Origin of the sequence: Actinoplanes sandaracinus (genome assembly GCF_030009775.1) — a bacterium.
GTDB classification, from domain to species: Bacteria; Actinomycetota; Actinomycetes; order Mycobacteriales; family Micromonosporaceae; genus Actinoplanes; species Actinoplanes sandaracinus.
Genome location: NZ_JASCTH010000001.1, coordinates 304,586 through 325,554, shown reverse-complemented (window position 1 = coordinate 325,554; position 20,969 = coordinate 304,586). Strand labels below are relative to the sequence as shown.

The 20,969-nt window shown below is 71.4% G+C and carries 21 protein-coding genes and 1 pseudogene; 12 read left to right on the top strand and 10 right to left on the bottom strand.

Features of this window, described 5'->3' with window-relative positions:
- Positions 1-42: 42 nt before the first annotated feature.
- The gene (locus tag QLQ12_RS01520; protein ID WP_282756613.1) at positions 43-801 is read left to right on the top strand and encodes an ATP-binding protein; all 759 of its coding nucleotides are present in this window, start codon (positions 43-45) and stop codon (positions 799-801) included.
- 76 nt (positions 802-877) lie between these two features.
- On the opposite strand, the gene QLQ12_RS01515 is transcribed toward QLQ12_RS01520, so the two are convergent.
- Positions 878-1,225, bottom strand: coding sequence for an STAS domain-containing protein (locus tag QLQ12_RS01515; RefSeq protein ID WP_282756611.1), 348 nt, complete (start codon positions 1,223-1,225; stop codon positions 878-880).
- 106 nt (positions 1,226-1,331) lie between these two features.
- Positions 1,332-2,075, bottom strand: a complete 744-nt coding sequence (locus QLQ12_RS01510) for an NADPH-dependent F420 reductase (RefSeq protein WP_282756609.1) — start codon at positions 2,073-2,075, stop codon at positions 1,332-1,334.
- 100 nt (positions 2,076-2,175) lie between these two features.
- Here QLQ12_RS01510 and QLQ12_RS01505 point away from each other — a divergent pair, with 100 nt between their 5' ends.
- The gene (locus QLQ12_RS01505) at positions 2,176-2,403 is read left to right on the top strand and encodes a zinc ribbon domain-containing protein (RefSeq protein WP_282756607.1); all 228 of its coding nucleotides are present in this window, start codon (positions 2,176-2,178) and stop codon (positions 2,401-2,403) included.
- Between the two features lie 21 nt (positions 2,404-2,424).
- Here the strand turns inward: QLQ12_RS01505 and glpK (QLQ12_RS01500) are convergent, their stop codons facing one another.
- Complete coding sequence (gene glpK / locus QLQ12_RS01500) at positions 2,425-3,924, bottom strand: glycerol kinase GlpK (RefSeq protein ID WP_282756605.1); 1,500 nt, start codon at positions 3,922-3,924, stop codon at positions 2,425-2,427.
- Positions 3,921-4,673: an IclR family transcriptional regulator gene (locus QLQ12_RS01495; RefSeq protein WP_282756603.1), complete on the bottom strand. Its 753-nt coding sequence runs from the start codon at positions 4,671-4,673 to the stop codon at positions 3,921-3,923. The genes glpK (QLQ12_RS01500) and QLQ12_RS01495 overlap by 4 nt, the downstream gene beginning before the upstream one ends.
- Before the next feature lie 120 nt (positions 4,674-4,793).
- Here QLQ12_RS01495 and QLQ12_RS01490 point away from each other — a divergent pair, with 120 nt between their 5' ends.
- Genes QLQ12_RS01490 through QLQ12_RS01480 form a run of 3 tightly spaced genes read left to right on the top strand, consistent with a single transcriptional unit; the run spans position 4,794 to position 9,046 of the window.
- Positions 4,794-5,648, top strand: a complete 855-nt coding sequence (locus QLQ12_RS01490; RefSeq protein WP_282756601.1) for an MIP/aquaporin family protein — start codon at positions 4,794-4,796, stop codon at positions 5,646-5,648.
- Positions 5,641-7,158, top strand: coding sequence for a glycerol kinase GlpK (gene glpK, locus QLQ12_RS01485; protein WP_282756599.1), 1,518 nt, complete (start codon positions 5,641-5,643; stop codon positions 7,156-7,158). The genes QLQ12_RS01490 and glpK (QLQ12_RS01485) overlap by 8 nt, the downstream gene beginning before the upstream one ends.
- Position 7,159: 1 nt before the next feature.
- Positions 7,160-9,046, top strand: coding sequence for a glycerol-3-phosphate dehydrogenase/oxidase (locus QLQ12_RS01480; protein ID WP_282756597.1), 1,887 nt, complete (start codon positions 7,160-7,162; stop codon positions 9,044-9,046).
- A gap of 292 nt (positions 9,047-9,338) precedes the next feature.
- Here the strand turns inward: QLQ12_RS01480 and QLQ12_RS46850 are convergent.
- The 4 genes and pseudogenes from QLQ12_RS46850 to QLQ12_RS01460 form a co-directional block, all read right to left on the bottom strand.
- A pseudogene (locus QLQ12_RS46850) lies at positions 9,339-9,782 on the bottom strand (CDP-alcohol phosphatidyltransferase family protein); the annotation flags it as partial.
- A 116-nt stretch (positions 9,783-9,898) separates the two neighbouring features.
- Positions 9,899-10,456 (bottom strand): hypothetical protein, encoded by a 558-nt coding sequence (locus QLQ12_RS01470; protein WP_282756595.1) that lies wholly within the window; start codon positions 10,454-10,456, stop codon positions 9,899-9,901.
- Positions 10,453-11,199 (bottom strand): hypothetical protein, encoded by a 747-nt coding sequence (locus tag QLQ12_RS01465; RefSeq protein ID WP_282756593.1) that lies wholly within the window; start codon positions 11,197-11,199, stop codon positions 10,453-10,455. Before QLQ12_RS01465 ends, QLQ12_RS01470 begins: the two co-directional genes overlap by 4 nt.
- Complete coding sequence (locus tag QLQ12_RS01460) at positions 11,196-11,906, bottom strand: ABC transporter ATP-binding protein (protein ID WP_282756591.1); 711 nt, start codon at positions 11,904-11,906, stop codon at positions 11,196-11,198. Before QLQ12_RS01460 ends, QLQ12_RS01465 begins: the two co-directional genes overlap by 4 nt.
- A 98-nt stretch (positions 11,907-12,004) precedes the next feature.
- On the opposite strand from QLQ12_RS01460, the gene QLQ12_RS01455 reads away from it, so the two are divergent.
- Both QLQ12_RS01455 and QLQ12_RS01450 read left to right on the top strand, forming a co-directional pair.
- The gene (locus QLQ12_RS01455; protein ID WP_282756589.1) at positions 12,005-12,868 is read left to right on the top strand and encodes a sensor histidine kinase; all 864 of its coding nucleotides are present in this window, start codon (positions 12,005-12,007) and stop codon (positions 12,866-12,868) included.
- A 62-nt stretch (positions 12,869-12,930) separates the two neighbouring features.
- On the top strand, positions 12,931-13,584 hold the full coding sequence (locus QLQ12_RS01450) for a response regulator (protein ID WP_282756902.1): 654 nt from the start codon (positions 12,931-12,933) through the stop codon (positions 13,582-13,584).
- 6 nt (positions 13,585-13,590) lie between these two features.
- Here the strand turns inward: QLQ12_RS01450 and QLQ12_RS01445 are convergent, their stop codons facing one another.
- Entirely contained in the window at positions 13,591-14,226 is a 636-nt protein-coding gene (locus tag QLQ12_RS01445) for a DUF4360 domain-containing protein (RefSeq protein ID WP_282756587.1), read from the bottom strand.
- Positions 14,227-14,507: 281 nt separating this feature from the next.
- On the opposite strand from QLQ12_RS01445, the gene QLQ12_RS01440 reads away from it, so the two are divergent.
- Both QLQ12_RS01440 and QLQ12_RS01435 read left to right on the top strand, forming a co-directional pair.
- Positions 14,508-14,858 (top strand): nuclear transport factor 2 family protein, encoded by a 351-nt coding sequence (locus QLQ12_RS01440; RefSeq protein ID WP_282756585.1) that lies wholly within the window; start codon positions 14,508-14,510, stop codon positions 14,856-14,858.
- 111 nt (positions 14,859-14,969) lie between these two features.
- Positions 14,970-16,556, top strand: a complete 1,587-nt coding sequence (locus tag QLQ12_RS01435; RefSeq protein WP_282756583.1) for a sensor domain-containing diguanylate cyclase — start codon at positions 14,970-14,972, stop codon at positions 16,554-16,556.
- Positions 16,557-16,716: 160 nt separating this feature from the next.
- Here QLQ12_RS01435 and QLQ12_RS01430 read toward each other — a convergent pair whose 3' ends face one another.
- Positions 16,717-17,349, bottom strand: a complete 633-nt coding sequence (locus QLQ12_RS01430; RefSeq protein WP_282756582.1) for an RlpA-like double-psi beta-barrel domain-containing protein — start codon at positions 17,347-17,349, stop codon at positions 16,717-16,719.
- 432 nt (positions 17,350-17,781) lie between these two features.
- Here QLQ12_RS01430 and tuf point away from each other — a divergent pair, with 432 nt between their 5' ends.
- From tuf to QLQ12_RS01415, 3 genes are all read left to right on the top strand, one after another.
- Positions 17,782-18,972, top strand: coding sequence for an elongation factor Tu (tuf, locus tag QLQ12_RS01425; RefSeq protein WP_282756580.1), 1,191 nt, complete (start codon positions 17,782-17,784; stop codon positions 18,970-18,972).
- Positions 18,973-19,148: 176 nt separating this feature from the next.
- On the top strand, positions 19,149-19,976 hold the full coding sequence (locus tag QLQ12_RS01420) for an alpha/beta fold hydrolase (protein ID WP_282756578.1): 828 nt from the start codon (positions 19,149-19,151) through the stop codon (positions 19,974-19,976).
- A 40-nt stretch (positions 19,977-20,016) separates the two neighbouring features.
- Positions 20,017-20,916 carry an aminoglycoside phosphotransferase family protein gene (locus QLQ12_RS01415; RefSeq protein WP_282756576.1) on the top strand — a complete coding sequence of 300 codons (900 nt, stop codon included), beginning with the start codon at positions 20,017-20,019 and terminating at the stop codon, positions 20,914-20,916.
- The last annotated feature ends 53 nt before the right edge of the window (positions 20,917-20,969 follow it).

The following is a 20,969-nucleotide window of genomic DNA, read 5'->3' as shown; positions in this document are numbered from 1 at the left end:
ATCACGGCGAGGCGCGAGATCACGGCGAGGCGTATAGAGGGCATGCCCGGCCCAGCAGTCACCGCGGTAATCGACGACGAGTCCTGGCTCGTCGAGTTCACTGTGAGCGGCTCCTGGGGCCGCCCGCTCTGGCAGCACACCATCGGCCTGCTCAAGAAATCCGTGGCCCACCACCCGGCCGGCCTGCTGCTCGACCTGCGCGGCCTGCACGACCCCGGCGGAATCAGCGCGCCGCTGTGGCTCACCGCCGCCACCCACGGGGAACGGATGGAACCGGCCGTCCGGGTCGCGGCATGCCTGCCGGACCACCGCACCGACCTCTCCGCCCGCCTCGACAGCGTGACCGCTCGCCGGCTGGTGCCCGCCTTCCCGACCGTCTCGCTGGCCCGGTCCTTCCTCACCAGCAGCCGCCCGCGGATGGACCGGGTCCGCCTGCAACTGCCGCCGGACACGGCCGCCGCCGCCCGGGCCCGGTTCATGGTGACCGCCGCCTGCGAGGAGTGGGGGCTGGGCCGGCTCGTGCCCCGGGCCCGCCTGGTGGTCTCCGAACTGGTGGTGAACGCGGCCGAACACGCCGGCACCCCGATCGACGTACTGATCTCCCGCCGCAACGGGGGAACCGAGCTGCACCTGGCGGTGATGGACGAGGACCCGCGACTGCCGGACATCCGGCCCGAGGTGGCGAGTCTGCTCACCGAACGCGGGTACGGCCTGCGCATCGTCGAGGCCGCCGTGCACGGGTGGGGCGCCCTGCCGACCCGTACCGGGAAGATGGTGTGGGCGATCCTCAAGGCCGACTAGCGCGCTCTGCGGAACTCCTCCGGGATCATGGCCCCCTCGTGGCGTGATCCCGACGCGCCCGCCCGGGGTCGGCTGCTCAGCCGGGACAGGTCGCCGCCCCCGCGTTGTAGCCCAGGAACGTGCTGATCCCGCAGAGCCGCAGGATCGTGTCGACCGACGGGTGCGCGGCGACGATCCGGACCCGGCCGGGGCCGGCGGCCATGCCCAGCGCGTGCAGCGCACGCAGCCCGGCGTGATCGCAGAAGCCGACCCCGGTCAGGTCCAGTCGCATCAGTTCGAAGCCGGGCTCGCCGATCAGCACGCCCAGTGGCCGCAGCATCGGCGAGGAGGTCCGGATGTCCAGCTCACCGGTGATTCGGACCAGCGCCTCGCCCGGGCCGGTCCGCTCCACGGTGACGGTGAGGTCCAGCTCAGGGTCCTGCACGAGTCCTCCCGCCGCTCGGAACGCCGTTACGACGCTACCGAGCGCGACCGGCCACCGGCATCGGAAGAAACTCCCCCCCATTCCGGGTCCGCCGGCCTCCTTCCGGTCAGCCGGCCGCGGCGACCAGCTTCCGGACGGACTCCGCGCTCGCCGGCGAGCCCACCGGGTCGCCGTAGGCGCCGTAGGCGTTGACGTAGACCGGCGTGTCGCGCTGGGTGCGCCGGTTCTCGGCCAGCGGCCCGACGTCGACCGTGTCGTACCCGATGGAGTCCAGGAACTCGGTGACCGCCCGCTTGGCCGCCGCGTCGTCTCCGGAGATCGGCAGCGCCGACCGGTCGGCGCTGCCGGCCGGGCGGGCCAGCGACCGCAGGTGCTCGAACCAGATGTTGTTGAAGCCCTTCACCACGTGAGACTCGGCGAGGTGCTTCTGGAGCAGCTCACCGGTGGTGGTGGAGCCGTCCTCCAGCTCAGGGAAGACGCCGTCACGGTCCGGGTAGTAGTTATTGGTGTCGACGACCACCTTGCCGGCCAGCGGCGCGACGGGGATGTCCTGGTAGGCCCGCAGCGGCACGGTCACCACCACGATGTCGCCGGCCGCGGCCGCCTCGGCGGGCGTCGCCGCGCGGGCTCGCGGGCCCAGCCCGGCGACCAGTTCCTGCAGTGTCTGCGGCCCACGGGAGTTGCTGAGCACCACGTCATGCCCGGCCGCCACGGCCAGCCGCGCGACGGTGCTGCCGATGTTCCCGCTGCCGATGAGTCCGATCGTCGTCATGTCATCGCGAACCTCCATCCGAGCGGGTCGATTCCACGCCCCCGGAAACCGTGACGCTCGGCACGTCGTCATGATCACCGGAATACTCCGGAGTTTCGCGCAACGGCGGCCGCGGTGGGTAAGAGGATGGCGCGGGGGTGAAACCCTCGAGGCCAGGGTCGGTGGAGGGAGAAGTCCGGTGTTCTTTCTGTTCGGGTTGCGAAGCAAGGATCAGCTGGTGGGCGCGCCGGTGATGAACTGTGAGATCTGCGGGTGGCAGGCGCCCCAGCAGTTGCTGAGGAGGACCACGAAGTTCACGCTGTTCTTCGTGCCGCTGTTCCCGGTCAAGCCGAGCAGCTACTACATGGTCTGCGGTCACTGCCAGGGCTTCCGCAAGGCCGACCCGCGCCTGGTCCCGGCTCGCTGAGCCGGTCGGCGGCTCACCGGGTCAACCGGGCGGCTGAATCCAGTCGAGGGTGCGGGTCACGGCGCGCCGCCAGTTCGCGTACTCGCGTTCGCGGGCCGCGGGTTCCATGGCGGGTATCCACTGGCCGGCGATGTGCCAGTTGCGGCGCAGACCGTCCAGGTCGGGCCAGTAACCGACGGCCAGGCCGGCCGCGTACGCCGCGCCCAGCGACACCGTCTCCACCGCGAGCGGCCGGACCACCGGCACGTCCAGCACGTCGGCGATCATCTGCATGAGCAGGTTGTCGGCGGTCATCCCGCCGTCGGCCTTGAGGGTCGTCATGGTGAGACCCGAGTCGGTGTTCATCGCGTCCACCACCTCACGGGTCTGCCAGGCGGTCGCCTCCAGCACCGCCCGGGCCAGGTGGCCTTTGGTGATGTAGGAGGTGAGCCCGACGATCACGCCGCGGGCCTCGCTGCGCCAGTGCGGGGCGTAGAGGCCGGAGAAGGCGGGCACGATGTAGCAGCCGCCGTTGTCGGCGACGGTCCGGGCCAGCGTCTCGATCTCGGGTGCGGTGGAGATGAGTTCGAGCTGGTCGCGGAACCACTGGACCAGCGACCCGGTGATGGCGATGGAGCCTTCCAGGGCGTACGCCGCGGGCTCCCCGGCGATCTGGTAGGCGACCGTGGTGAGCAGCCCGTGCTCGGACCGGACCAGCTCGGCGCCGGTGTTGAGGAGCAGGAAACTGCCGGTGCCGTAGGTGCACTTGGCCTCGCCCGGGGTGAAGCAGGTCTGGCCGAACAGGGCCGCCTGCTGGTCGCCGAGCGCGGCGCCGATCCGTACCCCGGGGAAGGCCTCGCGGGCGGTGCCGAAGCCGCCGATCGACGGCTGGACCGACGGCAGCATCGCGTGGGGTATCCCGAAGAAGTCGAGGGCCGTCGGTGACCAGTCGAGGGTGCGCACGTCGAGGAGCATGGTGCGGCTGGCGTTGGTCACGTCGGTGACGTGCTGGGCCCGGCCGGTGAGGTTCCAGATCAGCCAGGTCTCCATGGTTCCGCAGATGACCTCGCCGCGTTCGGCCCGCTCCCGCAGGCCGGGCGTGTGGTCGAGCATCCAGCGCAGGCGCGGCCCGGAGAAGTAGGTGGAGAACGGCAGGCCGGATATCGCGGAGACCTCCGAGGCGCCGGTTCCGGCCGCGAGCGAGTGCACCAGCGCGTCGGTCCGGGTGTCCTGCCAGATGATCGCCCGGCCGACCGGGACGCCGGTGACGCGGTCCCAGATGACGGTGGTCTCCCGCTGGTTGGTGATGCCCAGCGCGGCCACCTGGTCGAGTCCGATCCCGGCCCGGCTCAGCACCCGGGGAGCGAGCCGTTCCACATTGCGCCAGATCTCCGTGGCGTCGTGCTCGACCCAGCCGGGTCTCGGGAAGTACTGCTTGTGCTCCTGCTGGGCGAGCGAGACGAGCTGGCCCCGGCGGTCGAACACGATGCACCGGGTGGAGGTGGTGCCTTGGTCGATCGCGACGACGTACTTCTCGGTCATCGGCCTGCCCCCAGATCCCGCGAGATCGCGCGTGCGGCGTCGCGGACGTAGGTCACCAGCGCCGGACGCGGCCGGTAGCGGCTGTCGCAGATCCGGTCGACCGGGCCGGAGATGCCGATCGCTCCGACCACCAGGCCGCCGTAACTGCGGATCGGCGCGGCCACCGCGGCCTGCCCGAGAAGGAACTCCTCCACCTCGTACGCCCAGCCGGCGTCCCGCACCGCCTCCAGGGCGCCGGTGAGCGCCCGCGGATCGGTGAGGGTGAGCCGGGTGAACGGTTCCAGGTCCGGCACCGGCCCGCCGGCCCGGTAGGCGAGCAGCACCTTGCCGAGGGCGGTCGCGTGCAGGGGCAGCAGGGCGCCAACGTCGAGGGTCTGGAACGTGTCGTCCGGCCGGAAGACGTGGTGCACCACCAGCACCTGACCGGAGAGGCAGGTGCCGATCCGGACCGCCTCGCCGCTGCGTGCGGCGAGCGGGTCGGCCCAGTTGATCGAGCGGGAGCGCAGCTCGTTGATGTCCAGATAGCTGCTGCCCAGGTGCAGCAGGGCCCCGCCGAGCTGGTACTGCCCGGACACCCGGTCCTGCTCGACGAAGCCGACCAGCTGGAGGGTGCGCAGGATGCCGTGGGTGGTGCCTTTCGCCAGGTCGAGCGTGCGGGCGATCTCGCTGAGACCGAGCCGGCCCGGGCCGCCGGCGAGGGTCCGCAGGATCGCGGCCGCTCGTTCGATCGCCTGCACTGTTCCCGGCATGTTTCGGACTCTATGCCACCGCGAGACGACCCGCCGTGATTGATGTTCGACAATGCCGACCGACGTTCGTTGCCCCGTGCCGAGCCCGCTTCTAGCTTCGGGACATCGATTGGAGGGAGCATGGCTACCCGATTCAAGACTCCAGGACTCATCGGTGAGCTCGCGGCGGAGTTCGCCGGCACGATGATCCTCATCCTCTTCGGCGTGGGAGTGGTGGCGCAGGTCTCCGCCGCCGGCATCGGCGACCACGACAGCATCGCCTGGGCGTGGGGCCTGGGCGTGACACTCGGCGTCTACGTCGCGGCGCGGGTCAGCGGCGCGCATCTCAACCCGGCGGTGACCATCGCGCTCGCCGTCTTCAAGGGCTTCTCCTGGCGGAAGGTGGCCCCGTACTCGATCGCCCAGTTCCTCGGCGCGTTCGTCGCCGCACTGCTCGTGCGCTGGAACTACACCGAGGTGCTCAACGCCGCCGACCCCGGCCTCACGATCAAGACGCAGGGCGTCTTCTCGACGCTGCCGGGCAACGGGACGCTTCCGGTGGGCGAGTGGGGCGCGTTCCGGGACCAGATCATCGGTACGGCGATCCTGCTCTTCGTCATCCTGGCGCTGACCGACATGGCGAACACCGCGCCGGCGGCCAACCTCGGCCCGGTCGTGATCGGCCTGCTCGTGGTGGCGATCGGTATGGCCTGGGGCACCAACGCCGGTTACGCGATCAACCCGGCCCGCGACTTCGGGCCGCGACTCGCCAGCTTCCTGACCGGCTATGGGGGCGCGTTCCGCGATCAGACAGGGTATCTCTACTTCTGGATCCCGATCGTGGGGCCGATCATCGGTGGCGTCGTCGGGGCTGGGCTGTACCAGACTCTGATCGGACGTTTCCTGCCGTCGGACGCGCCCCAGGAACCGGGCGAGATCCCGACCCCGCGTGATGGAAACCAGACTGACGAGAATGTGGAGGTTCGCCGTGGCTGACTTCGTCGGCGCCGTGGATCAGGGCACCACCAGCACCCGTTTCATGATCTTCGACCATGGTGGCAACGAGGTGGGGCGGCACCAGCTCGAACACGAGCAGATCCTGCCGCGGGCCGGCTGGGTGGAGCACAACCCGATCGAGATCTGGGAGCGCACGGTCGCCGTGGTGCGGACCGCGATGCAGAAGGCCAACCTCTCGGCGAGCGACCTGGCCGCGGTCGGTATCACCAACCAGCGCGAGACCACGGTGGTGTGGGACCGGCGGACCGGGCGGCCCTATTACAACGCGATCGTCTGGCAGGACACCCGTACCGACCGGATCGCCTCCGCGCTGGACCGGGACGAGCGCGGTCAGACGATCCGCCGCAAGGCCGGGCTGCCGCCGGCCACCTACTTCTCCGGCGGCAAGATCCAGTGGATTCTGGAGAACGTCGACGGGGTGCGGGAGGCGGCCGAGCGCGGTGACGCCCTCTTCGGCAACACCGACAGCTGGCTGCTGTGGAACATCACCGGCGGGGTGAAGGGCGGCAGCCACGTCACCGACGTGACCAACGCCAGCCGCACCATGCTGATGAACCTGGAGACCCTCGACTGGGACGACGAACTGCTGTCGTTCTTCGGCATCCCCCGGCGGATGCTGCCCGAGATCCGGCCGTCGTCGGACCCGAACGGTTACGGCGTCGCGCACATCGACGGCCCGCTCGGCGGGGACGTGCCGCTCACCGGCGACCTCGGCGACCAGCAGGCCGCCACCGTCGGCCAGGTCTGCTTCAGCCCCGGCGAGGCCAAGAACACCTACGGCACGGGCAACTTCATGCTGCTCAACACCGGCACGAAACTGGTGCGCTCGGAGAACGGCCTGCTCACCACGGTCTGTTACAAGTTCGGCGACGCCGCCCCGGTCTACGCCCTGGAGGGCTCGATCGCGGTCACCGGCTCCGCCGTGCAGTGGCTGCGCGACCAGCTCCACATCATCAACTCGGCGGCGGAGAGCGAATCGCTGGCGGCGCAGGTGCCGGACAACGGTGGCGTCTACTTCGTGCCGGCGTTCTCCGGCCTGTTCGCGCCGTACTGGCGGTCCGACGCGCGCGGCGCGATCGTCGGGCTGTCCCGGTTCAACACGGGCGCGCACATCGCCCGGGCCACCCTGGAGTCGATCTGCTACCAGACCCGCGACGTGGTCGACGCGATGGCGCAGGACTCCGGCGTGACCCTGGACGTGCTCAAGGTCGACGGTGGCATCACCGTCAACAACCTCTGCATGCAGATCCAGGCCGACGTGCTCGGGGTGCCGGTCAGCCGCCCGGTCGTGGCCGAGACCACCGCGCTGGGCGCCGCCTACGCCGCCGGGCTGGCGGTCGGATTCTGGAAGAACACCGACGAACTGCGGGAGAACTGGAACGAGTCGCAGCGCTGGCAGCCCAGCTGGTCGCACGAGCAGCGCGAGCAGGGCTTCGGGAAGTGGAAGAAGGCGGTGCAGCGGACCCTCGACTGGGTGGACGTGGACTGACATGACTGCCTTGTCTCCTTCCTACCGGGACGCCGCCCTCGCCGCTCTCGCGGGGCGCGAGCTGGACGTGCTGGTGATCGGTGGGGGAGTGGTGGGGGCGGGTTGCGCGCTCGACGCGGTGACACGGGGACTCTCCGTGGGCCTCGTCGAGGCGCGCGACCTCGCCTCCGGCACGTCCAGCCGGTCCAGCAAGCTCATCCACGGCGGGCTGCGATATCTGGAGATGCTGGACTTCGGGCTGGTGCGCGAGGCGCTGCGGGAGCGCGGACTGATCCTGCAGCGGCTCGCGCCGCACCTGGCCCGGCCGGTCCGGTTCCTCTACCCGCTCAAACACCGCGCCTGGGAGCGGCTCTACGCCGGCGCCGGGGTCACCCTCTACGACACGATGGCCCTGTCCGGCGGGCTGCCCCGGCACCGCCACCTGACCCGGCGCGGCGCGCTGCGCGCCTGCCCGGCGCTGCGCAGGGATTCGCTGGTCGGCGCGTTGCAGTACTACGACGCGCAGGTCGACGACGCCCGGCACACCATGTTCCTGGCACGGACCGCGGCGGCCTACGGCGCCCACGTCGCCTCCCGGCTGGAGGTCACCGGCTTCCTCCGGGAGGGCGAGAGAGTCACCGGGGTACGGGTGCACGACCTCGAACACGACCGGACGTTCGAGATCCGCGCCCAGCAGGTGGTCAACGCGAGCGGTGTGTGGACCGACGACACCCAGTCCCTGGTCGGCGAGCGTGGCCAGTTCCACGTCCGCGCGTCCAAGGGCATCCACCTGGTCGTGCCGCGCGACCGGATCCAGTCGTCGACCGGGCTGATCCTGCGGACCGCGAGCAGCGTGCTGTTCGTCATCCCGTGGGGCCGGCACTGGATCGTCGGCACCACCGACACCGACTGGTCGCTGGACAAGGCGCACCCGGCCGCGTCCGCGAAGGACATCGACTACCTGCTCACCGAGGTTAACAAGGTGCTGGCGACACCGCTGGAACGGGCCGACGTGCAGGGTGTCTACGCCGGGCTCCGGCCGTTGCTGAGCGGCGAGTCGGAGTCGACGTCGAAGCTGTCCCGGGAGCATACGGTGGGCAGCCCGGTCCCGGGGCTGGTGGTGGTGGCCGGGGGCAAGTACACGACGTACCGGGTGATGGCCCGGGACGCGATCGACGCCTGCGTCTACAACCTGGCCCGGGCGGCGCCGAAGTCGGTCACCGACCGGACTCCGCTGCTGGGCGCCGACGGGTACGCGGCGCTGTGGAACCGCCGGGGCATCCTGGCCGCCGAGTCGGGCCTGCACGTGGCCCGGGTCGAGCACCTGCTCGGCCGGTACGGCTCGCTGATCCACGAGGTCCTGGACCTGATCCGCGAGGACCCGGACCTGGGCCGGCCGATCGAGGGCGCCGACGACTACCTGCGGGCCGAGTTCGTCTACGCGGCCGCGGCCGAGGGCGCCCGCCACCTGGTGGACGTGCTGACCAGGCGGACCCGGATCTCCATCGAGACCTTCGACCGGGGTGTCGTGGCCGCCCCGCACGCCGCCGAACTGATGGGCCGGGTCCTCGGCTGGACCCCCTCACAGCGTGAGCGGGAGATCGAGAACTACCGCCTGCGCGTCGAAGCCGAACGCGCCTCCCAGGAGCAGCAGGACGACGAGACGGCCGACGCTGCCCGTCTCGGCGCTCCCGAGGTGGTCCCGGTGCGGATCAGCTGCCCGGGGCGCGGTCCGCCGGCGCCCGCCGGGGGGACGGCCGCCGTGTGCTGCGCCGCGGTCAGGCGACCGCCGGGGCCTGGGAGGCACCAAGGGCGGCGAGCCGCCTCTGGAAGGTCTGTGTGGTGGTCCAGAGCTTGTAGATCAGCAGCGCCTCGAACGCGAGCAGCAGCAGCCCGGACGCCACCGTGACCACCTCGATCTGGCCGGCCACCGGGCCGATGATGAAGACGAACATCATGAACTCGATGCCGCTGAACAGGTGCGGGCGGATCCGCTGGCCCTGCAGGAAGTGCCGCAGCCGCAGGAACGCGCCGAACCGCGACCGGAAGTCACCGTGCACGTCGACCGGGGACTCCTCCGGCGCGCCCACCACGTCGTCCTTGCTCGCCGCGTACGCCGCGACGCTGATCCCGGCGGCCTCCAGCAGGCGGCCCTTCATGGTCTCCTTGACCTTCTGCATCTGGAGCGCGTTCAGGTAGCGGAACATGTCCAGGAAGACCACGAACGTGGCCAGCCAGAGGAAATAGGTCTCCCCGGTCCGCTGCCACTGCCCGCCGAACATCGCGATCGCGCACGTCACCACCCGCAGGCGGTCGAAGACGTAGTCGAGCCAGGAGCCGAACACGGAGCCCGTCCCGTTCAGGCGGGCGATCTTGCCGTCCATGCAGTCGAGCACGAAACCCAGGTGGAACAGCAGCGCGCCGGCCAGCAGCCAGGCGTAGTCGCCCTGCCAGAAACAGGCCGCCGCGCCCAGGCCGATCGCGAACGCGGCGAGTGACAACCGGTTCGGGGTGGCCCAGCTCCACGGCGCCACGAGCCGTACCAGCCGGGACGCGAGCGGATCGACCAGCCACACCGTCCACCAGGCATCCCGTCGCTTGTACGTACGCTCACGGATCTCCGCGAGAGGGGGGCGCTCTACCATCGCTGCTTCTCCTTGAGGTGTCCAGCGCGGAGGTCACCCGTGAACGGCACGTGCACAATGGAGGCGCCCCCGCGCCATGCGGCATTCAACAACGGGCCGTCAAGCGCCCGCGGGCCTCACGCCTCCCGGCGAGCGAAGATCGCGATCGCGACCAGGAGGACGGCGGCGGTCCATGCCGACGACGGCAGCCGGGCGACTTCCGGCAGGTGCGTGCGGACCAGGGGCGACACGATTTCGTACGCCGTGAGCACCAGCCCCGTGGCTCCCACCGAGTGCTTCACCAGCATTCCCACTCCCGCGGCCAGAACCAGGTCGAGCAGGAGACCGCCGGTGGCCCCCGGCCGCCCCGCCAGCACCGCCGCGACCAGGGCGAACGGGGCGGCGATGCCGGCCAGGGCGACGATCTTCGCCACGGCCAGCAGCGGCCGCCGGGGGACGGCCAGTAGGCTGGCCCGGATCTGGCCGCCGCCCTGGTACTCGTGGGTCGCCGCCAGCACGCCCAGCACCAGGAAGCCCACCTGGGTGTAGACCAGCACCCCGCCGGGCCGGCCGGTCAGGCCCAGCAGAGCGGTCAGCGCCCAGGTCAGCGCCACGGTCAGGGCCAGCGACGGCAGGGTGATCAGCTTGATCGCCTCGGCATGGACGGCGCCGGCCACGCGTCGCGGCCCGGTCACGCGTCGCGCCGTTGGAAGAGCCAGGCGGCCAGGCCGAGCAGAGCGGCCACCCATGCGGTCATCACCAGGCCGGCGGTCACCGGGGCGATCCTGACGTCGCCGACATCGCGCAGGAACATGTGCGCTCCTACGATGTCCGGCAGATAGGCGGCCAGCGGCGTCACCTTCGTCAGCAGATACGACACCGACACCATCGAGCTGTTCACGATCAGGACGGTCAGCGTCACGACGCCGTTCCGGAAGATCAGCGTGATGGCGTAGGCGAGCAGGCCCAGCAGCACCCAGTAGAGGACCGCGCCGGCCACCCGGGCCGGCGCGGGCGACGGGATGGCCGCGCCGTGCACCATCTCGACCAGGCCCAGGGTCGCCACCGCCGTCAGCGTGCCCTGCACCGCCACCACCAGCGTCAGCGCCGCGCCCTTCGCGGCCAGCAGCCGGTGCCGCCGGGGCGCCGCGGTGAGCGTGGTGATGAGCTGCCGCCCGTCCGGCGAGTCCTCCCCGGTCGAGGTGTACTCGCTGCTCACCGCCACCACCCCGAGGATCATCGCGCCGAGCAGGCCGATCCCCAGGCTCTGGAACCCGAGGTCGGACGGGTCGCCCCAGGTGCCGTCCGCGAGCGCGCGCCGGGTCGCCGGCGCGTTGACGAACACCAGCGCCGGCGCGGCCACCAGACCCGCCACCATGCCCACCCAAGCGGTACGCAGCCCGAGGAGCTTGCGCAGTTCGGCGCGGACGAGGCTCACCACGACACCCCCTCGCTCGCGGTGCGGTCCAGGAACGCGTCCTCCAGCGTCGCGTGCTCGCCGACCACCTCGGCCAGCGTCCCGGCCGCGACCACCCGCCCGCGGTCGATGATCACCACGTCGTCGGCGGTCTCGGCGAGTTCGCCCATCAGGTGACTGGACAGCAGCACGGTCCGGCCCGTCGCGGCGCTGTCCCGCAGGAACGTGCGCATCCACCGGATCCCGGCCGGGTCCAGGCCGTTCACCGGCTCGTCCAGGATCAGCACCGGCGGATCGCCGAGCAGCGCCGTGGCCAGCCCGAGGCGGCGGCCCATCCCGAGCGAGAACCGCCCGGCCCGCTTGCCGGCGTCGGCGCTCAGTCCCACCAGGTCGAGCACCTCCTCCACCCGCGCCCGGGGCAGGCCGTTGCTGGCGGCGACCCAGCGCAGGTGGGCCCGCGCCGACCGGGACCGGTGGGCCCCGCTGCCGTCGAGCAGCGCTCCGGCCACGGTGAGCGGGCGGTCGTGGTCGGCGTACCGGCGGCCGTCGATCAGGGCGGTGCCGGCCTGTGGGCGATCCAGGCCGAGAAGCACCCGCAGGGTGGAGGTCTTGCCGGCCCCGTTCGGGCCGAGGAATCCGGTGACCCGGCCGGGCCGGGCGGTGAAACTCACCTCGTGCAGGATCCGGGTGCGCCCGCGGATCTTGGTGACGCCATCGATCGTGATCATAGGGGCAGTCAACCGCCGGACCGCGCCGCGGACATCGGACCGTGCTCGGGCTTCCGCGGCCCGTCTAGGACCCAGGTCGTAGGAATACAGTCGGCCCCGTGAACGCGCATCCGCGCCCCGCATGGCGCAACCGGGCGGTCCCGGTCATCGCGGTGGTCGCCGTCGTGGTGATCATGGCGATGTGCACGGTCGGCACGTCGGGACCACTGGCCCGGATGATCCCGGTGGCGATCGGCGGCGGCGCGGCCACCGCCGCGGTCTGGGCGGTGCGGCGGTGGCGGACCGACCGGGCGGCGTACGAGCGGCGGCTCACCGAGTGGGCGGCCACCGAGGCGGTGCTGGCCGAACGGCTGCGGATCGCGCGGGACCTGCACGACCTGGTGTCGCACGGGCTGGGGCTGATCACCGTGCGGGCGGCGGCGACCCGGCACCTGCCCACGTCGGACGAGATGCGGGCGGCCCTCGACGACATCGAGCGGACCAGCCGGGACGCGACCGGCGAGCTGCGCCGGATGCTGACCGTGCTGCGCGAGCCGGCGTCGCCCGGCCCGCGCGTCCCCGGGCCCCGTGCTCCGGTGGAGGGCCTGGAGGCGCTGCCGGACATCGTGCGGGCCGCGGAGAGGGCCGGGCTGCGGCCACGGCTCACGGTCGAGCCGCTCGGCGTGGTGTCGTCCGGCGTTCAGGTCGCGATCTGCCGGACCGTGCGGGAAGGGCTCGCCAACACGGCCCGCCACGCCGGGCCCGCCGACGTGGCGCTGCGGGTGCGCCGGGACGGCCCGGTCGTGGTGGTCAGCGTCGCCGACAACGGTCCCGCCGGGGCCTGGCGGCCCACACCGGGCGCCGGGCACGGCCTGGCCGGGCTGCGGGAACGGGTCGGCAGCCTGGGCGGCACGCTGACGGCTGAGCCGGTGGACGGCGGGTTCCGCCTGGTGGCCCGCATCCCCGACGGGACGGCACGATGACGCGCGGCAGCGGCGCAGCCGGGCACGCCGATGGTGCGGTTGCCGGCGGGGTGGCCGTACCGATGAAGGTCCTGGTCGTTGATGATCAGCCGCTGCTGCGGCAGAGCCTGGCGGTGATCCTCGGTCACGAACCGGACCTGGAGGTGGTCGGGCAGGCCGGTGACGGCGCCGCGGCGGTGCTGCGGGCCCGGACCACCCGGCCCGACGTGGTGCTGATGGACGTGCGGATGCCGGGCCTCGACGGCTTGGAGGCGACCCGCCGGATCTGCGCCGATCCGGCCCTGGCCGGCACCCGGGTGCTGGTGCTCAGCATGTTCGAGCTGGACGAGTACGTCTACGAGGCGCTGACGGCCGGGGCGTCCGGGTTCCTGCTCAAGGACGCCCGCCCGGAGGATCTGGTCGACGCGGTCCGGCGCACCGGCCGGGGCGAGTCGCTGTTCGCGCCGTCGATCCTGACCAGGCTGGTGGCGCACTACGTGGCAGCGCCCCGGCCGGAACGCCCGGCCGGGGCCCTGCGGCGGCTCACCCCCCGCGAAGTGGAGGTGCTCGCACTGATCGGAAACGGTCTCGCGAATGATGAGATCGCGGCCTCTCTGGTCATCTCCACCAAGACGGTGAAGACCCACATCACGCATCTGCTCGCCAAGCTGGCCGCCCGTGACCGCGCTCAACTGGTCATCGCCGCCTTCAACGCGGGCCTGGTCCGCCCACGCTGACCGGCCCTAGGCGGGGCACGCCTGCCAGGACACCCGGTAGATGGTTTCCAGATTGCCGTCGGCCGAGTCCATGGTCATGAAATTGGTTGTTGTCTTCGGGGCCCAGCCGGCGTCGACCTTCAGTTCGGTGTTCACGTTCAGATACCTTTTATCGCCGCACGGCAGGAACGACAACGACTCCACCGCGACCTGGTCGGTGACCTGCCACTGCTTGTCCATGAATCCCTTGAAGTAGTGCTGCCTGCGGGTGTTCGTCGGCATGCCCTGGAAGTAGTAGTACGCCGTCTCGGTCGCGCTGGCCCCCTCTTCCAGGCGGGCGTACCCGCGGTAGTCGGCGCGCGCGATCGCGTAGGTGTAGCCCGACGGCACGTTGACGTTCAGCGAGAGCTGACACTGCTTCCGGAAGTCCAGGGCCTTCGCCTCCGGCCCCACTTGCGCGAGGAACTTGCTGTACGCGATGGTGAACGCCTTGTTGTCCGGGGACACGCTCACCTCGGCGGAGCCCTCCGGGCAGCCGGACCCGTTCGCCGACACCACCTGGATGGTCATGTGTTCCGGTGGCGGCGCAACGGTATGCACGCCGGTGACCGGCGCGCCCAGGGACGACAGCATCATGGTTCCGGCGGTGATCGCGTTCAGCATCGTAGGCCTCCTGGAAATTGCTGGGAATTCGCACGTCAATTGCGCGCCCGGCCAGTCGCCTGCGTGGAAGGGGCGCCGCAGAGAAACGTACTTTCGGCGGTTGGACGCCGCAGGAGATAGCGCGATGGAAACGCCTGCCGGTGGTGCCCGGGATCGTTTATTGCCCATCCGGGCGCTCCGCGCCCGGCCGTCCGGGCAGACTTTGCGCCAACCCGGCACAGATCGATTCGATCAATGCTAGGCGCCTCGACACCGGGCCGGGGCGATGCGACGGTGGGCACATGACTGACATCGACGTCGCTGAAGAGAACAAGAGAAGGTTCCTCGATGCGTTCGGTCGTTTCGCGGCCGGGGAGATCGAAGTGCTCCGCGAGATCATCCGAGAGGATTTCGTGTCGCACAGCCCGGGCGCGCCGGCCGGCCGGGACGCCTGGATCGCGTTCATCGTCAACTCGCCGATCGCCGGCGCCCGGCTCGATCTCCAGCACGTCATCGCGGACGCCCGGTTCGTGGTGGCCCACTACACCCTGGTCCCGGTCGAGGGCCCGTCCGAGACGGTGGTCGACATCTGGCGCTTCGAGGAGGGCCTGATCGTCGAGCACTGGGATGTGAGCCGTCCCCTCCTGCCCTGAGGCGGCGCCCGGCCGATCTCCCTCATTCCCCGTGAAGCGCTGCCGATAGAGACGAAAGAGGACGGGAGGGGAGGCGAGAGCTCGGTGATGTGGCGGTACGCGATGGAGGTCATGTTCGCTCTCTCCACCCTCGTCGCCGCGGCCGCGACCGCCGCGAGCTGGCGTCGGCGGCACTCCGGCGTGGCGGTGCGCGTCCTCGTGGTCGCATGCGGCGGGACGCTGCTCTGGTCGGCCGCCGATCTGTGCGGCCTGTTGTCCGACGACCCGGCGCTCATCGTGCTGTTCAAGGCGGCGATCTTCCCGGGTGTCTGCGCGGCCGTCGCCGGCCTGTACTGCTTCTGCAGCGCGGTGATCGACCGGCGATGGAAACCGTCGCGGCGCCTCGTCGCGCTACTCGCCGTCGAACCCGTGCTGGTGGTGGCGGCGGTCGTGACGAATCCGTGGCACCACCAGTTCGTCCTGGCCGAGGTGCGGCCCGGGCCGGCGGGCTTGCCGGCGACGACGTTCGGTCCGCTGTTCTGGGTGCATGTGGCCTATTCCAACGTCCTTGTCATCACGACGCTGGCGCGCCTGATCGCTGCGCGCCGGCATGCGTCGCATACCCACCGGCGGGTGCTCGACCTGGTGCTCGCCGTGGTGCTGCCCGCGCCCATCGTCAACATCCTGGTGAACGTCGCACCCGTCCCCGTCGTCGATCCCACCCCCGTGCTGTTCTCCTTCTCCACCGCTCTGCTTCTCTGGGGCCTGGCCCGGCGGGTGTTCGTGGACCTCGTTCCCGTGGCGCGGCAGTGGGTGCTCGACACCATCGACGACGCGGTGATCGTGGTGGATGTCACCGGTCGCGTCATCGACCTGAACCGGACAGCGGACCGGCTGGCCCGGCGGCTGATCGCGGGGCTTCCGAAGACTCTCGTCGGCCTGCCGGTCAACACGTTCCCGGGCGTGCAGCGACTCGGCGACATCGGGCCCGAGAACGACGTGGTGGACGCCCTCGGCAGCGGCATCGATCTCAACGTGCGGGTCAGTGTGCTCGACGACCCGCAGGCGGGTCACCTCGGCTGGACGTTCGTCGTCCGCGACAGCACGGAGGCCAATCGGCGACAGCGTGCGTCCGACCGGCAGCGCGACGAGCTGGAGCGGGTGAATACACAACTGCGCAGTCAGCTTCACACCATTGAGCTGCTCCGGGCCGACCTCGCCGAGCAGGCCTTGCGAGACCCACTGACCGGTCTGCACAACCGGCGGTTCCTCATGACCGCGATGCGCCAGGCGATGGACGGCGGCCGACCCCCGTTCGCCCTCGCCATTCTCGACATCGATCACTTCAAGAACATCAACGACACGTACGGGCACCACGTCGGCGACGAGGTTCTCTGCCACGTCGGCCGCCTTCTCACCGAGGACATCGGTGACGACATCGTCGCCCGGTACGGCGGCGAGGAGTTCGTCATGGTCTTCTTCGACGCCGAGCCGCACAGCGCTGGGCAGCGCGTCGACGCGCTGCGGCAACAGTTGGCGAATACGCCCGTGGCCGTCGGCGACGCCTGCTTCTCGGTGACCTTCAGCGCGGGCCTGGCCGACTCCAGCGGCGAACAGGATCCGGGCGCTCTGCTGGCGGCGGCCGATGCGGCCCTCTACACGGCCAAGCGCCGAGGGCGCAACCGGGTGGAGGTCGCCAAGAAGATCGTGGCCGCATGACCGATCCCGCGCCACCGTCAGAAGCGACCCGGTCGTCCTCGACGGCATCCGGCCTCACCCGGCCGGCGATCCCCCGGCCGGCGATCCCCCGGCCGGCGTGACCGGGGTCGGCGTGACCGGGGTCGGGGCCGGGCCGCCCGGCGGTGGCCCGGCCCGGACGTCATCCGACGCGTTCGATGACCGCGCGCCGGATCAGGAACTTGCCCGGCTCGCGCACCTGCTCGAACGCGGCGTTGTTGAGCAGGATGCAGCTGCCCGACGCCGAGGCCACCTCGACGGTGATGCTCTTGCTGTTGTCCAGGTTGGTGACCTTCAGGACGGTGCCGATCGGGAAGTCGCCGCTCGATGCGGCCGGCGCGCCGCCCTCGCCGGAGAGCGTGACGGTCGAGCCCGCGCAGACCACGTCGCCGGCCGCGCCGGCCTCAGCCGCGGGCGCGGCCGTCGTCGGCGCGGCCTCCGGCTGCTTCTGCTCCGGCTGGGCGGGAGCCGGCTGTGCCACCTCGCCGGCTACGTCCGCGGTGCACCCGGCGGCCCCGCGTCGCTGGTTGATCAGATCGACGACCGCCTGCCGGTTGGCGATCCGCGCCGCGGACTGCGCGTCCGGGTTCGCCTGCTGAGCCGCGATGAACTGGAGGTTCTGGCGCAGTGCCTGGTCCAGACCGGCGCAGCTCTCCGCCGCGCTGCTCAGTCCCGTGCTGACGGCGAACGCGCCCCCTGCCAGAGTCACCGTGGACAGTCCGATGATCACCTTGCGGGTGGTGCCGGACATCTTGTTCCGCCGGGTGCGATACATGCTCCGCTCCTTCGCCGTCAGTGCTGCCTCGATGCAGTACCGAGAACTACGGGACCTCCCGCAGGCCTGGATCGGGCGGGAACCTTAAAGATCCTTAAATCGACGAACCGGTGGGTCGGAGCCGGCCGGGGACATCCGGCGCGCCGGCCGAGCCGCCGGTTCGCCGAGACCGGCGTGGGAGCGGAAAACCGGTAGCGCGGCCGAGGGTGGGGGCCTACCGTGCTGTTCATGTTCGCGCCCGGTTTGCAGCTGCCTCTCGTGGTGGCTCCCGTGTGCGTTCTTCCGGGCGCTGATTCGCGACTCTGACCCCTCCCCACCAGCAGCAGAACCCAGGGGAGGGGTGGCTGCTCCGTGCGCGGTTCTGGCGCGGCCCGGCTGGCATCGGGACGTGCACCACCCCCACGCCTCGCATCCAGTGAGGATTGATCAACCATGGCCAAGAGCCAGTTCATCCGTACGAAGCCGCACCTGAACATCGGCACGATGGGTCACGTCGACCACGGCAAGACGACCCTGACCGCCGCGATCACCAAGGTCCTCGCCGACCGCGACCCGGTCTCCAACCGGTACGTCGCGTTCGAGGGGATCGACAAGGCCCCGGAAGAGGCCGCCCGCGGCATCACCATCACCATCGCCCACGTCGAGTACGAGACCGCCCACCGCCACTACGCCCACGTCGACATGCCCGGCCACGCCGACTACGTGAAGAACATGATCACGGGGGCGGCGCAGGTGGACGGCGCGATCCTGGTCGTGTCGGCGCAGGACGGGTCGATGCCGCAGACCCGCGAGCACGTGCTGCTCGCCCAGCGGGTCGGCGTGCCGCACCTGGTGGTCGCGCTCAACAAGAGCGACGCCGTCGACGACCCGGAGCTGCTCGACCTGGTCGAGCTGGAGGTCCGCGAGCTGCTGTCGGCCTACGGATTCCCCGGCGACGAGGTGCCGGTGGTCCGGGTCAGCGCTCTCAAGGCGCTCGAAGGCGACCCGCGCTGGGTGGCGTCGATCGTCGAACTGCTCGACGCGGTCGACGGCTACGTGCCGGTCCCGCCGCGTGAGCTGGGCGAGCCGTTCCTGATGCCGATCGAGAACGTGCTGTCGATCAGCGGTCGTGGCACGGTCGTCACCGGCAAGGTCGAGCGTGGCGAACTGCGCGCCGGTGAGGCCGTCGAGGTGGTCGGCCTCGGCCCGACCGTCGCCAGCGTCGCCACCGGGCTGGAGACGTTCGGCAAGGTTCTGGAGTCGGCGCAGGCCGGTGACAACGCCGCCGTCCTGCTCCGCGGGGTCAAGCGCGAGCAGGTGCAGCGGGGCCAGGTCCTCGCCGCGCCCGGCAGCGTGCGGCCGCACCGGGTCTTTACGGCGCGGATGTACGCCCTGACGAGCGCCGAGGGTGGCCGGCACACGCCGTTCGCGGCGGACTACCGGCCGCAGTTCTACTTCCACACCACCGACGTGTCCGGCGGGATGGACCTCGGCGACCGTGACCTGGTCATGCCGGGCGACACCCTGGACGAGGTGACGGTCACGCTGGGCCGTCCGGTCGCGCTGGAGCCCGGCCTGGGCTTCGCCGTCCGTGAGGGCAACCGCACGGTCGCGGCCGGCACCGCCACCGCCGTTCTCGACTGACGTCACCGGCTGACGTCTCCCGGGTGGCCCGGCTTTCCGGCCGGGCCACCCGGACCTTCGGCCACTCGGCGCCTTCGTGATGTGCGCCATAACCTCTTGTCGTCCGGCGCCCGCTCCCGAAGATTGCTGATACCGGTCGGTAACAGAGCGGTCGGCCGCCGCAGACAGGGACGAACATGACGCAGCCAGCCCCTCTCGTCCTGGTGTCGTCCGCGATGGGAATCGGATCCCGCTACTACCGGCCGCTCGCCGAGGCGTTCCGGGCCCGCGGCTGGGACGCGCGGGCACTGCCCCGCCGGGGGTTCGAACCGGACTCACCGCCGGCGTCGCGCGGCCACGACTGGTCGTACGGCGACGAGGTCGACGAGATGGCACGGGCGGTCGCCGCGGCACGGGCGGAGGCGCCGGACCGGCCCGTGATTCTTCTCGGCCACAGCCTCGGTGCCCAGCTCGCGGTGGGACACCAGCACAGCCACCCGCCGGCGGACGGCCTGGTCACCGTGGGCGGCTGCCTGCCGTTCCACCGGGACTACCCGCGCGGCGGCCCGCACCTGCTGATCATGGGCTCGCTGATCGTGCCCGTGCTGACCGGTCTGTTCGGCTTCCTGCCCAAGCCCGCGTTCGGCGGCCCGGGTGCCCGGACCCTGATGCGGGAGTGGGCCCGGATGGCCCGCACCGGCCGCACCCCGTTCCCCTCGGCCACACCGATCACCACGCCGTCACTGGTGGTCGCGCTGGAAGGCGACCGGCTGGCCCCGGAGATCGCCGTCAAGCGTTTCGCCGCCCGCCTCGTCGCGCCGCAGAGCCTCACCACCTGGCTCTACCGCGACGCCGACGTGCCGCCCGGAGCGAGCAACGACCACACCTCCTGGGCCCGTCATCCCGGCCCGGTCGTCGACCGCGTCCTCACCTGGTGGACGACGGTGGCCGAGGGGCGGCGCCCGTCGGCGGCCGCCCGCCTGGACCACGCCGCGACCTCGGGCGACCCACGCGACGGCGCCTAAATCGGTTGGCGGACCCGGGCCCGGCGACGATGATCCGGGCGTGACGACGAACATCGCCGACGGACGGGCCGGCATCGACGCGGCTCTCGTGCGGCGGCTGATCGCGGCCCAGTTCCCCCGATGGAGCGGCCTGCCGGTGACACCGGTCGCGGTGGACGGCTGGGACAACCGCACCTACCGGCTCGGCGACGACATGACCGTGCGCCTGCCCACCGCGGACGGCTACGTCCCGGCGGTGGCCAAGGAGAACGCGTGGCTGCCGCGACTGGCGCCACACCTGCCGGTCACGATCCCGTCGATCCTGGCGACGGGCGAGCCGGGGGAGGGCTACCCGTTCCCCTGGTCGGTGCGTGGCTGGCTGCCCGGCGAGACCGCCGCGCCCGAGCGGATCCCCGACATGCCGGGGTTCGCCCGGCAGGTGGCCGGGTTCATCCGGGCGCTGCAGCGGTGTGACGCCACCGGAGGGCCAGGCGCGGGCGCGCACAGTTTCCACCGCGGCTGTTCCCCGGCCTCCTATGACGAGGAGACCCGCCGTTGCCTGACGGCGCTGACCGGCCGGATCGACACCGCTCACGCCGCCCGGGTGTGGGCGGCGGCGCTGGAGGCGCCCTGGCGTGGGCGCCCGGTGTGGTTCCACGGCGACATCGCCCCGGGAAACCTGCTGGTGGTGGACGGCCGGCTGGCCGCGGTGATCGACTTCGGCACGGCCGGCGTCGGCGACCCCGCCTGCGACCTGGTCATCGCCTGGACCACGTTCGCCGGCGACAGCCGCGAGGCGTTCCGGCGGGCCGTCGCTCAGGACGAGGGCATGTGGGCGCGCGCCCGCGGCTGGGCGCTGTGGAAGGCGATGCTGGTCCTCACCGGCGCCCTCGCCGACGGCGATGCGGATCTGGCCGCCGAGCACGAGCACGTGATCACCGAGGTTCTCGCCGACCGCTGACACCGGCCCGACCGCTGACACCGGCCCGGCCGCGCCGTGGGCCGGCCGGGGCG

Bases quoted from the DNA above. Each gene is read 5' to 3' on its own strand.
- QLQ12_RS01520 (WP_282756613.1), top strand. From the start codon at position 43: ATGCCCGGCCCAGCAGTCACCGCGGTAATCGACGACGAGTCCTGGCTC.
- glpK (WP_282756605.1), bottom strand. From the start codon at position 3,924: ATGACCGAGAAGTACGTCGTCGCGATCGACCAAGGCACCACCTCCACC.
- QLQ12_RS01495 (WP_282756603.1), bottom strand. From the start codon at position 4,673: ATGCCGGGAACAGTGCAGGCGATCGAACGAGCGGCCGCGATCCTGCGG.
- QLQ12_RS01490 (WP_282756601.1), top strand. From the start codon at position 4,794: ATGGCTACCCGATTCAAGACTCCAGGACTCATCGGTGAGCTCGCGGCG.
- QLQ12_RS01480 (WP_282756597.1), top strand. From the start codon at position 7,160: ATGACTGCCTTGTCTCCTTCCTACCGGGACGCCGCCCTCGCCGCTCTC.
- QLQ12_RS01460 (WP_282756591.1), bottom strand. From the start codon at position 11,906: ATGATCACGATCGATGGCGTCACCAAGATCCGCGGGCGCACCCGGATC.
- QLQ12_RS01450 (WP_282756902.1), top strand. From the start codon at position 12,931: ATGAAGGTCCTGGTCGTTGATGATCAGCCGCTGCTGCGGCAGAGCCTG.
- QLQ12_RS01445 (WP_282756587.1), bottom strand. From the start codon at position 14,226: ATGCTGAACGCGATCACCGCCGGAACCATGATGCTGTCGTCCCTGGGC.
- QLQ12_RS01440 (WP_282756585.1), top strand. From the start codon at position 14,508: ATGACTGACATCGACGTCGCTGAAGAGAACAAGAGAAGGTTCCTCGAT.
- QLQ12_RS01435 (WP_282756583.1), top strand. From the start codon at position 14,970: ATGTTCGCTCTCTCCACCCTCGTCGCCGCGGCCGCGACCGCCGCGAGC.
- QLQ12_RS01430 (WP_282756582.1), bottom strand. From the start codon at position 17,349: ATGTATCGCACCCGGCGGAACAAGATGTCCGGCACCACCCGCAAGGTG.
- tuf (WP_282756580.1), top strand. From the start codon at position 17,782: ATGGCCAAGAGCCAGTTCATCCGTACGAAGCCGCACCTGAACATCGGC.
- QLQ12_RS01420 (WP_282756578.1), top strand. From the start codon at position 19,149: ATGACGCAGCCAGCCCCTCTCGTCCTGGTGTCGTCCGCGATGGGAATC.